Source organism: Nocardia huaxiensis (genome assembly GCF_013744875.1).
Lineage (GTDB): Bacteria > Actinomycetota > Actinomycetes > Mycobacteriales > Mycobacteriaceae > Nocardia > Nocardia huaxiensis.
Map to the genome: position 1 here is coordinate 6,434,910 of NZ_CP059399.1, position 13,231 is coordinate 6,448,140.

11 protein-coding genes are annotated in these 13,231 nt (G+C 70.0%); 3 read left to right on the plus strand and 8 right to left on the minus strand.

What is annotated here, in order from left to right; translation table 11 throughout:
* Positions 1 to 14: 14 nt before the first annotated feature.
* The 6 genes from H0264_RS29240 to H0264_RS29265 all read right to left on the minus strand — a co-directional run bounded on the left by H0264_RS29240 (position 15) and on the right by H0264_RS29265 (position 8,067).
* Positions 15 to 431 (minus strand): hypothetical protein, encoded by a 417-nt coding sequence (locus tag H0264_RS29240; protein WP_181580534.1) that lies wholly within the window; start codon positions 429 to 431, stop codon positions 15 to 17.
* Between the two features lie 132 nt (positions 432 to 563).
* Positions 564 to 3,155 carry a helix-turn-helix transcriptional regulator gene (locus H0264_RS29245; protein WP_231087328.1) on the minus strand — a complete coding sequence of 864 codons (2,592 nt, stop codon included), beginning with the start codon at positions 3,153 to 3,155 and terminating at the stop codon, positions 564 to 566.
* 40 nt (positions 3,156 to 3,195) lie between these two features.
* Complete coding sequence (locus H0264_RS29250) at positions 3,196 to 3,447, minus strand: hypothetical protein (protein WP_181586137.1); 252 nt, start codon at positions 3,445 to 3,447, stop codon at positions 3,196 to 3,198.
* A 210-nt stretch (positions 3,448 to 3,657) separates the two neighbouring features.
* Positions 3,658 to 4,800: a hemerythrin domain-containing protein gene (locus tag H0264_RS29255; protein ID WP_181580536.1), complete on the minus strand. Its 1,143-nt coding sequence runs from the start codon at positions 4,798 to 4,800 to the stop codon at positions 3,658 to 3,660.
* 164 nt (positions 4,801 to 4,964) lie between these two features.
* Positions 4,965 to 6,593, minus strand: a complete 1,629-nt coding sequence (locus H0264_RS29260; protein WP_181580537.1) for a helix-turn-helix transcriptional regulator — start codon at positions 6,591 to 6,593, stop codon at positions 4,965 to 4,967.
* A 97-nt stretch (positions 6,594 to 6,690) separates the two neighbouring features.
* Positions 6,691 to 8,067, minus strand: a complete 1,377-nt coding sequence (locus H0264_RS29265) for an FAD-dependent monooxygenase (RefSeq protein ID WP_181580538.1) — start codon at positions 8,065 to 8,067, stop codon at positions 6,691 to 6,693.
* Between the two features lie 34 nt (positions 8,068 to 8,101).
* Here H0264_RS29265 and H0264_RS29270 point away from each other — a divergent pair, with 34 nt between their 5' ends.
* Positions 8,102 to 8,779: a TetR/AcrR family transcriptional regulator gene (locus H0264_RS29270; protein ID WP_181580539.1), complete on the plus strand. Its 678-nt coding sequence runs from the start codon at positions 8,102 to 8,104 to the stop codon at positions 8,777 to 8,779.
* A 60-nt stretch (positions 8,780 to 8,839) separates the two neighbouring features.
* Here H0264_RS29270 and H0264_RS29275 read toward each other — a convergent pair whose 3' ends face one another.
* Complete coding sequence (locus H0264_RS29275; RefSeq protein ID WP_244975981.1) at positions 8,840 to 9,649, minus strand: tyrosine-protein phosphatase; 810 nt, start codon at positions 9,647 to 9,649, stop codon at positions 8,840 to 8,842.
* A gap of 108 nt (positions 9,650 to 9,757) precedes the next feature.
* The gene (zapE, locus tag H0264_RS29280; RefSeq protein ID WP_181580540.1) at positions 9,758 to 10,783 is read right to left on the minus strand and encodes a cell division protein ZapE; all 1,026 of its coding nucleotides are present in this window, start codon (positions 10,781 to 10,783) and stop codon (positions 9,758 to 9,760) included.
* Positions 10,784 to 10,818: 35 nt separating this feature from the next.
* On the opposite strand from zapE, the gene H0264_RS29285 reads away from it, so the two are divergent.
* Both H0264_RS29285 and H0264_RS29290 read left to right on the plus strand, forming a co-directional pair.
* Positions 10,819 to 11,589 (plus strand): pyrimidine reductase family protein, encoded by a 771-nt coding sequence (locus tag H0264_RS29285; RefSeq protein ID WP_181580541.1) that lies wholly within the window; start codon positions 10,819 to 10,821, stop codon positions 11,587 to 11,589.
* A gap of 36 nt (positions 11,590 to 11,625) precedes the next feature.
* On the plus strand, positions 11,626 to 13,194 hold the full coding sequence (locus H0264_RS29290; protein ID WP_181580542.1) for an alpha/beta hydrolase: 1,569 nt from the start codon (positions 11,626 to 11,628) through the stop codon (positions 13,192 to 13,194).
* Positions 13,195 to 13,231 lie beyond the last annotated feature (37 nt).

The window sequence follows — 13,231 nt, forward strand, 5'->3', positions numbered from 1 at the left end:
GCGTCGCTGATAAGTCATCGCTGACAGCTGGAAATCGTGAAGCTCGCCTCGGCTGCGAAATCGCACACCCAGGACGGTGGATTCGCCGTCGGCGCGAACACCATGGAGTAGACGACCACGGCGGCAATGCCCAGGGCGGCCAGCACCATGACCCACGCCACGAGCCGGCCGAGCCGGAACCCGCCGTCGCTGAACGACGGAATCGACTGCGCGCCAGAAGAGTACGAACGATCCGGCATGCGCCCATAGCCGTCGGCATCGCCTCGCGCGGACCCGGTCGGCACCGGCCCGGCGGCGCGGCGCTGTTGCTTGGCGCGATTGCGGGCGCGGCGATTCTCGTCCATCTGACGCTGGAAGCGCTCGTGCTGGCGGTCCGACGCATTCTTCATCGCCGATTCGAAAGCCGACTTGTGGGCGTTGTTCATGGGCATGATCTCCCCCTCCTGGTGATCGAGAGGCCGCGGGTCGGCGGCCATGCCCAGCATCCGCCCGGGAGCCGCGGGTGCGGCGAGTATGTCCCTACTCGAAATCGGCGGCGACGGCGCGCGGACCTACTCGACCCGTTATTGGTCGCCGAGGCCGAGGACGGCCGCGAACTCCTGGCGGCTGGTGATGCCTAGTTTGTTGCTCGCGCGGTACAGGTGGCCCTCGACGGTGCGGCGGGACAGCATGAGCTGCTCGGCGATCTCGCGGTTGGTCAGGCCCTCGGCGGCCAGGGTGATGATCTCGCGTTCGCGGGCCGAGAGCGGGAGGGGATTGGCCACCAGGGAGACGGCGGGGGTAGGCGGGCCGCCGCAGTCGGCGGACAGGCGCAGGGCGCGGGCGGCCGCGAGGTTGCCGGAACCCTTGCGCCCCTGGTGGCGGAAAGCGACGGCGGCTTGGGCGGCCGCGTCGGCGGCGCTGAGGCGGTCACCCATGTCCTCGAAAGCCGTTGCGGCGGTGAGCAGGGCGGCGGGGTCGCCGCCGGCCAGGGCCGCGGCGTGTGCGGCGGCCGCCTGCGCGCGTGGGCCGTCCACCCGGGTGGCCAGGTCGGCCAGTTCGGCGGCGGTGGTGGTGTCGCCGAAGCGGGTGGCGGTGTGCAGGGCCAGCACGGTGTGCATGGGCTGGCCGAGTTGCCGGGCGCTCGCCGCGGCATCGTGCGCGAAAGCCAATGCGGCGCTGGTGTTTCCCTCGGCGGCGGCGACCCAGGACTCGGCGAGCAGTTCCATGGGGATGTGCAGGGCCGCGCACGCGGCGCGCTGGCGGCGCATTTCCGTGCGGGCGGCGCGGGCCTCGTCGAGGTCGCCGTGCATGGCCAGGCACTGGGTGGCGGTGATGAGAGTGCCGTAGTAGGTTCCGGCGCCGGCGCTCGCCAGCATCGCCATATCCCTTCGGGCTTGGCGCAATTCGTCCGTGGCGGCCTCGAGATCGCCCCGGGCCAGCAGGATGAAGCCGGTGAGCAGGCCGACGGAGGCGTAGGGGTTGTCCCCGACGGCGGCGTGGTAGCGGGTCGTCGCCGCGGCGGCGAGGTCGAACCGACCGGCCCACACCAGGCCGAAGACATACTGCGTCATCAGGGGACTGCGGTAGTTGGCGAAGTCGGCGAGGCGGTCGCAGGCGGCCTCGCCGCGCACCGCATGGGCGGTCATCTCCTCGCGGCCGGTGGCGGCCGCCCAGACGACCAGCGCGACCGAGCCGAACAGGACCGTCGCGTCCAGGACGTCGTCGGCCGACAGGACCTCCCGCGCAATGGTTCTCGCCGACTCGACGTCGCCGGCGCAGGAGTCGATCATCGCGCGCTGAGCGCGCAGGGTGTCCCGCAGCGACGGGTTCGCCACCCGGTCGACGGCCTCGGCGAGGACAGCGCGACCCTGGTCGGGATTGTTGAGGAGATAGGCGAGATTCGTTGCGCGCGTGATCATCGCGCGCACATAGTCGGCATCGTCCGCGGCCAAGTCGGTGAGCGCGGCCAGTTCCACCTCGGCGAGGTCGGGACGAGCCGACCACATGGCGGCATAGGCCACGATCGCCTGCGCGGGGAAGCCGCCACCGGCGGTGACGGCCGCGCGGCCGAGGCGATCCGCGAGCTGGAATTCACACAGGCCGAGGGCGTGCGCGCCGACCTGGACGAAAAGCGGCGCGTCCGCTGCCAGATCGGATTCGAGCAGCAGCACCGCGCGCCGGATCGGCACATCGGATTGCCGGGAAGCGCTGTCCGCCAAGGCTGTCGCGATCTCGCCGCGCAGGCGTCGGGCACGCAGGCGGCCCATGGCGGCGCGGCGGACCTCGCCGAAGAGCGGGTGCGCCAGGCGCGCGTCCCAGTGCTCCTCGCCGGTGTCGACCGCCACCACCCCGGCGTCCTCGGCGCGCTCCACCGCACCGCGTTCGACCATCGTGTCGAGCAGGTCGACCGGCAGCGGCTCACTCAGTGCCAGCAGGTCGACCACGGTGCGAACATCACTGGGCAGCACCGACATTCGAACATCCACCAGATCCGAGAGAATGGCCGGGACCTCGACCTCACCCGCCAATCGCCACACCTGGCCCTCGCGGCGGAAGGCGCTCGATCCGACCAACTGCCGCAGGAACAGCACGTTTCCACGGCTGAGCCGCCACAGTCGCCGGATCGTGCCGCTCTCGACGGTCCCCTCCAGCGCGGCCGCCACCAGGGCTCCGGTTTCCCGTTCGGACAGCGGCTGGGTCTCGAGCCGCTCGAGATGCTCGTCCTTCCATACGGCGGCGATCGCGTCCGGGGTCGGCTCGCCGCTGCGCACCGTCAGCACCACCGTCGCTCGCCGGTGCAGCACAAGCTGATTCACCACCAAGGCCGACAGATCGTCGAGCAGATGCGCGTCATCGACGGCCACCACGACCGGATCCGGACCGCCGGCGATCCACTCGACGGCGCGTGTGACCACGGTGTGCGGATCACCCGGTTCGGCGTGCAGTTCCGCGAACGCGCCCAAGGGCACCGCCCGCGCGCATTCGGTGGCCGACACCCACCACACGCGCGCGCCGCGTCGCCGCTCGAGCGCGACGACCTCGCGGGCCAGGCGGGTCTTACCGACCCCCGCGCCTCCGGCCAGCACCACTCCCCGGGCCGCGTCTCGCCGCCGCATCGCGGAGCCGATGAACTCCAACTCCTCCGAGCGACCGATCAGCGGCCACTCCCGCATCACAACAACACATGCTACGGACCCGGCGCGGCTGGCGGGCTCAGATGGGATCGGCCGGACCGCCCGAATCCGATGCCGGCGCTTCGCCGTTCGCCGCGGAACCCGGTTCACACACGGCCGCGAGCTTCAATTCGGCCATGCGGTAGACGCTCTCCAGCGATGCGGCATCGACCCCCACGTACTCACAGATCAACTCGGGTTCGACGCCGCTGTCACGCAAGCGCAGGGCCAGCGAGTAGGGCAGCGGTAACCGGCGCAGGGCACACTCGCGTTCGCTCAGCTCATCAGACATAGGTCGAGTGTGCGGGCGCGGCCGGCCGGACCGACGAGTATGGGGCTACCTCAAACCTGGATACCAACGGATAAGGCCCGGCCCAAGCATAGGCCGGGCCGGTCGTGGCGGGACAGCGAATTATCGTCTCAGGCCAGGGGTTCGGATTCCCGGCCGATGCCGTCGCCGGTGAGCTTCAGGGCGGGTGCTTGCGGACGCTGCGCGAACCGGTCACGGGCTTTCCCCGGCGAGATGGGCCAGGCGGGTGAGGTCGGCGCGCAGGGCCTCGGCGCGGTCGTGATGGGCGGGGTTGGCGAACCAGACCAGACGGTCGAACCACACGGGGAGCGAAAGGATCCGATAGGTCTGGACGATGCGGGTCCCGGTGGCGGCGGGTTCCAGGGTGAAGCGCCATTCGGTGGTGTCACCGCAGACGCCGCCGTGCGTGATCCACGCCAGTTCACGGGGCTCCTCGGCAACGGTCATGGTGCAGGCCCGGCTCCAGCGCAGGAGCCCGGAGGCGCTGCAGCCCTTGAACCGGGCGCCCACCGCGGCGACAGTTGACCCGTCGAGCCAACGGGCGGAACGGCATTCGTGACTCCACTCGCCGACTCGGGTGACGTCGGCGAGAACCTTCCAGACCTGGTGCGGTGACGCGGAAGTCGCGACTTCGGTGCGACCGCGCAGGGGTGTTTTCAGGGGCGAGAACTCGGGGGTGCGCCAGCGGGCGAAGGCCTGCCGCCGATAGCGGTGGATCATCAGGTTGAGGATGATCCAGCGCGGGACGGCGGGCACGAGCTCCGTGATCGCTTCGCGCTCAGCGCCTTTCAAGCCGTCCAGGATGAACAGGCCCTGATCGGACAGGTCGAGAGGTCCCAGCGGTTTCACGTTGTACTCGTCGTCCCAGTGCCGCCATTCGGCGTCGGTGATGGTCGCGGAGACGATGGGCATCATCTGCTGCTCCTCGCGTTCCAGGTGCGGGAGCAGCAGGCCGGACAGGGCGTCGAGGGCCTCGATCACGCGGTCGCGCGCATCGGCGGATTCCCGGTAGGCGGCGGCAGTCCCCTCCACTGCCGCCATCGCCGGGGTAATCGACTCGTGGTCGGCGTTCATGCGGTCCAGCAGGGCGCGCGCCTGCGCGTTGCGGGCGCGCACCATCGGGTAGAGGTGCTGGTCCTCGGATTCGTGGTGGTGCTCGAGGAAACGCATCATCCACACCAAATGGTCGGCCAGGGCGCGGCGCTGGTCGTCGAACGGGTACGGCCATTCGGTCAGGGCGGCCCTCGCGCGCGCCAGATCACGGCGCAGGGCGGTGTGCACGATCCCCATGACCCGGGTGTCCGCGGGCTGGGAGGTCTCGGTGCGGGCGGTCATGGTCGTACTCCTCACGTTGCTCGAACACCGCGTATCCCGTTGCGCCGGTGAGCTTTCCGGGTGTCGAATCTCGACGATAGGACCGCACCGGCGAGGCCGGCATCGGGCGAAGTACCCATTCGGACCGCACCCCGCGCCGCGCGATGGGGAGATCTGCGCAGCGATCAGTCGAGACCGTGACGGCAGGCGTAGGCGGTCGCGGCCGCGCGGGTGGACACGCCTATCTTGGTGAAGATATTGCTGACGTGCCGGGCCACGGTCTTCTCGCTCAGCGAGAGCGCCTGCGCCACCGCGTGATTGGTCAGTCCCGCGGCCACGAGGCGTAACACCTCGGCCTCGCGGGGGCTCAGGCCCGCCGGGAGCGGCTGGGGGCGGGCGCCGCCGAGCAGATTGTCGATCTCCTTCACATCCGGAGTCGCGCCGAGACGGGCGAAGACCTCGCGCGCGGACCGCCAGTGCAGGCGCGCGGCGTCATCGTCCCCGGCCATCCGGCAGGCCACCCCGAGAAGGTGCAGGACACGGGCATTCTCGTACGGGAAATCGAGCTCGGCCCAGAGGCGACCGGCCTCCCGCAGCGGTGGCAGCGCGGCGGGCACATCGTTCTCGGCGAGGTGCAGCGCGCCCGCGCACTGGGCGGCCGAGGCGCGAATCGCCCGTTCCCGCCCCTGCGCCAGCAGCGACAGTTCCCCGACCGCGGTTCGCGCGCCCTCGAGGTCGCCGCCGCCGATCGCGATCTCCACCAGCGCGGGCAGCAATCGCACCCGCTCCGCGCGATTGGCCGGATTCTCGGCGAGCGCGCGCCGCAACCCGGCCCCGGCGGACCGGTAATCACCCTGTGCCGCACGCAATAACGAGAAGCCGGGCTGCGCGTCCCAGCCGTAGCCGACGGCACGGGCGTACGCGTCCTCCGCCGCCGACAGATCACCGACCAGCCGCCGGATCTCGCCGATCTGATACCACGCATTGGCGGTATCCCACGCCACCGTCTCACAGCCCTCGACGCAGGCCCGCCGCGCCTCCCGCTCGGCATCGGCCCAGTCGCCCTGCCGCCGCAGAATCCGGGAGCGATGCGCCCGGCACGACCCGGACCACACCCCCGCCTGCCGTCGCCCGCTCACCCAGCGCTGAAAGGCCGCCGTCCACTGGCTGGCCCGGTCCACATCCCCGAGATCGTCGCAGACATAAATGGAACTGCAGTAGATCCACACTCCCGCATAGGCTTCCAGCTCCCCGCCGATCGCGGCCAGCATCGCCTCATCCAATTCGTCCATGCCCGAGGCGATCTCGTCGAGCGCCACCAGCGCCCGCCCCACCTGATGCCGCCCGATATTCAGCAGATCCCCCTCCGCACAGCGCCGGCCCAGCTCCACGGCACGCTTGGCCGCGGCCAGTGAACGCACGGGATCGCCTGCGAAATAACACATTTCCGCCTCGGCGGTGCTGACGTAGCCGTGCACAGCACCTTCGGGCTCCGGCTCGAGCAGGTGGCGCGCCCGAGTCAGCCAGCCGTTCGCCTCGGCCACCGATCCGCGCAGCAACAGCACCAGGCAGTTGCGGTACGCGGTCATGGCCGCCGCGGACGCCGCACCGCGGGCCTGGTGCGCGCGGTAGACGCGCGTGCGCACCTCGACGCTCTCCTCCAGCCTGCCGGTGAAATGCGCCGCCTCGGCCAGGATTTCCAGATCGTCCGGGCCGAGATCCTCCCGGCCATCGCAGCGATGCAGCAGGTCGTACGCATCGGCCCACAGTCCGGCCCGATGCGCGGCACGCCCGCGCGCCACCTCGGCATTCATATGATCAGACTCCCCCGGCTATCGAATCGCCGCAGCGGTATCGCCGAACCACCCGCCCGACCCCGGCGGACCGCACCACCGCGAGCCCGGGGCACTGCTAGCCGTCGTATGTACTGCTCACGAACCCGTCGGGACGCACCAGCACCGTGCCGTACGGCCAGCCGTTCACGACGTGCACCGGAAACTCGGCCCGCACAACGGGATCGGCGGTGAGGATGCACCACTGTGATCCGACGAGATCCAGCGTGGATACGCCGTCGGCGACCCACATGTGCGGGAGGCGGGACCCTGGCGACCCATCCAGGTCGAGGGTGACGTCCTCGGTGGAGGGGAGCTGCGCGCCGCCGTACCGGTAGCCCATGTGCACCACGGGTGCGTTGATCGCCCCGGCCGCCCGGCGGGCCTGCGCCATGTCCTCGCCCCAGTGCAGCGACGGGTTCTCGAAGCGCAGGCGCGCCTGTTCCATCGTCATCATGGCGACCGGGTGGCGCTCGGTGTGATAGGTGTCCAGCAGTTCGGGGCCGGCCGCGCCGCGCAGTACGTGCGCGAGTTTCCACGCCAGGTTGTGGGCGTCGGCGATGCCGGTGTTCAGGCCGAACGCGCCGAGTGGCGGAATGACATGTGCCGCATCGCCTATCAGGAAGACGCGACCTTCGGAGAGGCGGTCGGCCACCTGGCCGCGTCCCCGGAACCGTTGCACGCTGCGGATTTTCACGTCGATCGACGGGTCGCCGAGGGCGGTGCGGAGGAGTTCCGGGGTCGGGTCCGCGTCACCGGCGGTGAGGAAGACCCACTCACTCTCGCCGTCGACGGTGACCAGCAGGCCGGTCGCGTCCGGATGCTCGATATTGCACATGGCGAACGGCTTTCGCGGACGCAGGTCGGCGTCGAAGAGGATGCTCGTCGTCTCGCGGCCCATCGCACCGGGGCCGGTGAGGCCGATGCCGAGGATGTCCCGGACCCGGCTGCGCACCCCGTCGGCCGCCACCAGGTAACGCGCCCGCACGACCCGGCCGTCGGACAGGGTCGCGGTGACGCCGTCCGGGTCCTGCTCGAAGTTCTCCAGCGCCACACCGAATTCCACGTCCCCAGCCCGGGTGATCAGCACCCGGTCGAACCGATTCTGCGCGCAGGTGCCGCGGATGCGGGCCGGTGTGTAGGTGATATCGGTCGTACTCGCCGCCTTCCACGCGACGCCTTCGGTGTAGTCGGCCTCGGCAAGCGTGCGCCCACGGATCTTCCCGGCCCGCAGGTCGACCGCCGCCTCGTTGACCGCATCCTCCAGGCCGACCTCACGCAGGATCTCGACCGTCCGCAGCCCGATGCCATTGGCCCTGGGGTGGGGCGACAACCCCGGCCGCTCCTCGACGACCAGGGGCTCGACCCCGTGATGGCGCAACAGCACCGCGAGCATCAGCCCGACGGAACCGCCGCCGGCGATCAGAACTTCAGTGGGTACAGCGTTCCCGATCATGGGAACACTGTACCCACTGGGTAGACTCCCGTCCATGCCGATTGTCTGGGAGCGTGAGCCGTACCTGCCGAAAAGGCAGGCCCTGAGCGTCGAGCGGATTGTGGCGACATCCATCGCCCTCGCCGACGCCGAGGGGCTCGAGGCCGTGTCGATGCGCCGCGTCGCGACTGAACTGTCGACGGGCACCACCTCGCTCTACCGCTACGTGGACAGCCGCGACGACCTGCTCGACCTCATGGCCGACGCGGTGCAGGAGGATCAGCCGCCGCTCACGGGAGACTGGTGCGCCGACCTCGAGGCGTACGCCCACCACGAGCGTGCGCTCTGGCTGCGGCATACCTGGCTCGCACCGCTGCTGGCCACCCGGCCATCCCTCGGACCCAATTGGCTGCGCGGCCTGGAACATGCGCTCACCGCGGCCGCGCCGCTGACCTCCGATATTGCCGCGGCGGGCTCGGCCGTCGGGCTGATCAGGGACTACGTGCGCGGGGCGGTCATGCGCGAGCTCGCCGAGAAGGAGACCCAGCGGCGCACCGGCCGGACCGAGGACGAGTGGCGCGCCGACGTCGCCCCCTACATGCGCAAAATCATCGAAAGCGGTGCGTATCCCCGGGTTTCACGGATGACCGAGGCCGCCGATCCGAGTCCGGCCGAACAGTTCTCGTACGGCTTGCGCCGCATTCTCGCCGGGATCGCGGACACGGCACAGTGAAAAGGGTTCAGCCGGAAGCCGACCCGGCTGAACCCTTCGAGTTCTTGCGTGAAATGCCTGTCAGGCCAGGAGTTTGGTCTTCAGGGCGGTGATGTCGTCGGCGGTGAGCCGCAGGCCGTCGCGGACGTAGTTGTCGAAGCTGCCGTAGGACTGGGTGGCCTGGTCGAAGGCGGAGTCCAGGGCGGACTTGGTGACGCCGTTGAGCATGTCGCCGTCCGCGGCGTTGCGGTAGTAGTTCGACAGCAGGTAGTCGTAGGTGACCGTGTCGCGGTCCACGCCGAGGATGGTGAGCAGGACCGCGGCGGTCCAGCCGGTGCGGTCTTTGCCCGCGGTGCAATGGAAGAGGACGCCGCCGGCGTTGTGGGCGATGTCGCGCAGGACGTTGGCGAAAGCCTCGTTCGCGCCGGGGGCGGTGATGAAGGCGCGGTAGAGGTCGGTGCCCGCGGACAGGGTGGAGGCGAGGACCTGGGGCGGGGCCTGGCCGATCACGTCGTCGTGGAATTCGGTGGCGCCGGCGGGGACCTTGTCGACGCCCATGAGCTGCTGCTCGTAGGTGGTGCGCAGGTCGTGGACCGAGCGCACGTGCAGGGCGGTCAGCTCGGCCAGGTCGGAATCGGTGGCCTTGCTCAGGTCGCCGGTGCGGAAGACCAGGCCGGTGCGGACGGTGCGGCCGTCGGTGGTGCGGTAGCCGCCAGCGTCGCGGGCGTTCAGCACGCCCTGCAGGCCGAGTGAGCGGTTGCCGGTGTTCACGACGACGCTGCTGGTGGCCGCCGGCGGGTCGGCGGCGAAGGCCAGGGCGGCGGTGCCGAAGGTGGCGGACATGCCGACGGTCAGCACGACCGCGGCTCGGAAGGCGCGGGTACGGATCACTACTCACCTCGTCTCGTATCGAAGGGTCCGGTTCGTGGCCGGACCCCTCGAGTCAGCAAATCTCCAGGCAAGCTACCGGACGGGCGACCAGTGCGCGGGATCGGCCCGTCAGGACGCGGTAGCGGGCGCTTCGAACCGGGACAGGGCGAGTAGCCGGGAGATGGCTCGCAAGTACTTCTTGCGGTAACCGCCGTCCAACATCTCCTGGGTGAAGATCTCGTCCAGCTTCGCGCCGGAGACCGTCACCGGGATACCCGCGTCGTAGAGACGGTCGGCCAGCACCACAACGCGAAGCGCCACAGCCTGATTCGGGACCGGATGCACGCCGCGGATGTAGACCGCCGACACATCGTGGATCAGCGCGCCGAAACGCGACGGGTGCAGGGTGCTCAGGTGCTCGAGCAGCTGATCGAAATCGTCGAGGGTGGAACCCGGTGTGGCGGCGGCCTTTTCGACCAGCACGTCATCGGCGGTCGGCTCGGGCGCGGGCGGCAGGTCACGGTGCCGGTAGTCGGGGCCGTCCACGCGGATCGGCTCGAACAGCGAACCCAGCTTCTTGATCTCACGCAGGAAGTCCTGCGCGGCGAAACGGCCCTCACCCAACTGGCCCGGCAGCGTGTTCGAGGTCGCCACGATGGACACCCCGCGCTGGGTCAGCTCGGTCAGCAGGCGCGAGACCAGCATGGTGTCGCCCGGATCATCGAGCTCGAACTCGTCGATGCACAGGATCGAATTGCCCGACAGCCGCTCCACCGCATTGTTGAAGCCCAGCGCGCCAACCAGATTGGTGACCTCGCCGAAGGTGCCGAACGTCTTGGGCGAGGGCACGCTGTGGAAGATCGAGGCCAGCAGGTGGGTCTTGCCCACACCGAAGCCACCGTCCAGATACAGCCCGATGCCGCTCACCGGCTTCTTCTTGCCGAACAGCGACTTCTTGTCCGCGGCCTTGCGCAGCTTGGTGACCGAGTTCGCGAACTCTTCGGCCTTCTTCACCGCCGCGGCCTGCGAGGGCTCCTTCGGGTCCGGGATATAGGACGCGAAGCTCACCTCGTCGAAGGTGGGCGGAGGAACCATCTGGGCCACGAGCTGGTCTGCCGGAACTTCCGGGTGGCGATCGACGAGGCGTTGTTGCACCGCTGCAGCCTACTGACGTGGTGTGATGACTTCTCATGCAGCGTATGCCGAATGCGACCCACCTCACAGCCCTCAGCCACGACGACCTGGTGCGCATGTACGCCTACCCGGTCGCTCCGGTGCGGCCGTGGATCCGGGTCAACTTCGTCACCAGCATCGACGGGGCGGTGACCGTGGACGGACGATCCGGCGGACTGGGCACACCCGCCGACAAGACCGTATTCCGAATACTGCGGGATCTGGCCGATGTGGTCGTGGTCGGCGCGGGCACCGTCCGCGCGGAGAATTACGGGGCGGCGCATACGGATTCGCAGCTGCGGACACGGCTGTACCACCACGGGTTCGGCGGCGATCCCGATGGGGCCGCACCCCGGATCGCGGTCGTCAGCGGCAGCGCCGCGCTGGATCCGACGAGCCGGTTGTTCACCGACACCGGAGCCCATCCACTCGTCATCACCACCGCCGACGCACCCGCCGACCGCAAGCGAGCCCTCGCCGACGCGGGCGCGGAAGTCGTGGAGGCGGGCGAAACCTCGGTCACCCCGGCCGCCCTGTCCGGCGTGCTCGCCGAACGCAGGATGCGCCGCGTGCTGTGCGAGGGCGGGCCGTCCCTGTTCGGTGATCTCATTGCCGCCGAAGCCGTCGACGAACTCTGCCTGACCGTGTCTCCACTGCTGGTCGCGGGCTCCGAAGGCCGAATCTCGGTGTCCCCCAACACCGTGCCCACACCTATGAGCTGCCGGCATCTGCTCTTCGACGACGACGGCACCATTCTCACCCGATGGGAGCGCACCCACACCCACTGAGTGAAAGCGGTCACCGAACCTGGCAGGCTGTAGCGCATGCGCTGGACTCGGGCCGCTCTGCTGGCGTCGACATTTTCGATCCTGGTGACCACCGGCTGTGGTGCCGGGCCCTCCGATCGTCCCGCCGTCGCGGTGGAACGCCCGCATCAGGGCGGGGTGGTCGCACCGTCGACGACACCGGGCGAGGCGACAGTTCCCGAACCCGAGACACCGAAAACCGATCTCACGTGGCGGGATTGCACCGCACCGACGTTCAACCTGCTGTCGCTGGGCGCACCGCCCGCAGGGTTGGTGCTCGAATGCGCCGAATACACCACACAGGTCGACGCGACCGGAACCGTGGCGGGCAACTTCCGCACCGCGGCGCTGCGGGCGCGCACCGACAAGACACCCCTCGACGTCGCGCCGCTGGTGCTGACGTCGGGAACCGACCGCGCCTCCACCGCCACCCTCGCCGGACTCGCGGCCGGGCCGGGCGGCACCGCCACCCTGGCCGCCCGGCCCATCGTGGCCGTCGACCGGCGCGGCATCGGCAGCTCGCAGGCCGTCAACTGCATGACCACGCAGATCCGCGCCGACCTCGCCAATCAGGCCCAATTCACGCGCGGCACAACCGATCCCGTGGACGCGGTGGCCGGGCTCAGCCAGGACGCCACCATCGCCTGCCTGGACTTCCTCACGCCCGCGCAGAACACCTTCGACAATGCGCACGCCGCCGACGACATCGAACAGCTGCGCCGGCAGTGGCAGGTCGAGCACATCTCGCTGCTGGGCACGGGCAGTGGCGCGGCGGTCGCGCTCAGCTATGTGCGCAAGTACGGCGATCACCTCGCGCGGCTGGTGCTGGATTCGCCGCAGCCCGTCGGACTCGACGCCGTGGGACGCGCCGAACAGCAGGTGCGCGGATCCGAGGCGGCACTGACCGCGTTCGCGCAACGCTGTGCGGGACTGGGCTGTTCGCTCGGCGGGGATCCGCGCACGGCCGTCATCGACCTGGTGAACAAGGCGGGCAGCGGCGCGCTCGGGGAGCTGTCGGCAGCGGCGCTGGTGACCACGCTCAGCGGCTTCCTCAGCGACCCGCGCATGGACAATGCGCAGATCACCCAGTTCGCCGATGCGCTGTCGGCGCTGGGCCGGGGCGACCGCGGACCCATCGGGCCGTACGTGCTGCGCGAGGCCGCCGCCATCGCCAATGACGGGGCGTTCGTCAACGAGTGCAGCGACAACCTGCAACCCGCCACGCCCGTGCGCGCCAAGGAACTCGCCACCACCTGGGCCACGCAGTACCCGGTCTTCGGCAAGGTCGGCGCCATCGATCTGATGGTCTGCTCGGCCTGGCCGGCCGCCGCCGCCGTGCCCTCGCTCACCGGAAAATTCGACAAGCCCGTCCTCGTGCTCGGCGGCAATGCCGACCCCGTGAGCGGCCCCGATGCCCGCCCGACCGTCACCGGCGTGCTCGGCACCGTCGGCGCGCGCACCGCCACCGTGGTCTGGCAGGGCTGGGGTCACCCCACCTACGCGCACTCCGGCTGCGCCCAGCAGGCGGTCGACGAATATCTGAAGGGAGCGACGCTGCCCGCAGACGGCACGGCGTGCCCCGCGTGAAATTCCGTGCAGCACGCTCGAACACCGTGGGTCGCCG

Bases quoted from the DNA above. Each gene is read 5' to 3' on its own strand.
- H0264_RS29260 (WP_181580537.1), bottom strand. From the start codon at position 6,593: ATGAATGCCGAGGTGGCGCGCGGGCGTGCCGCGCATCGGGCCGGACTG.
- H0264_RS29285 (WP_181580541.1), top strand. From the start codon at position 10,819: ATGCAGCGTATGCCGAATGCGACCCACCTCACAGCCCTCAGCCACGAC.
- H0264_RS29255 (WP_181580536.1), bottom strand. From the start codon at position 4,800: ATGACCGCCCGCACCGAGACCTCCCAGCCCGCGGACACCCGGGTCATG.
- H0264_RS29270 (WP_181580539.1), top strand. From the start codon at position 8,102: ATGCCGATTGTCTGGGAGCGTGAGCCGTACCTGCCGAAAAGGCAGGCC.
- H0264_RS29290 (WP_181580542.1), top strand. From the start codon at position 11,626: ATGCGCTGGACTCGGGCCGCTCTGCTGGCGTCGACATTTTCGATCCTG.
- H0264_RS29245 (WP_231087328.1), bottom strand. From the start codon at position 3,155: ATGCGGGAGTGGCCGCTGATCGGTCGCTCGGAGGAGTTGGAGTTCATC.
- H0264_RS29240 (WP_181580534.1), bottom strand. From the start codon at position 431: ATGCCCATGAACAACGCCCACAAGTCGGCTTTCGAATCGGCGATGAAG.
- H0264_RS29265 (WP_181580538.1), bottom strand. From the start codon at position 8,067: ATGATCGGGAACGCTGTACCCACTGAAGTTCTGATCGCCGGCGGCGGT.
- H0264_RS29250 (WP_181586137.1), bottom strand. From the start codon at position 3,447: ATGTCTGATGAGCTGAGCGAACGCGAGTGTGCCCTGCGCCGGTTACCG.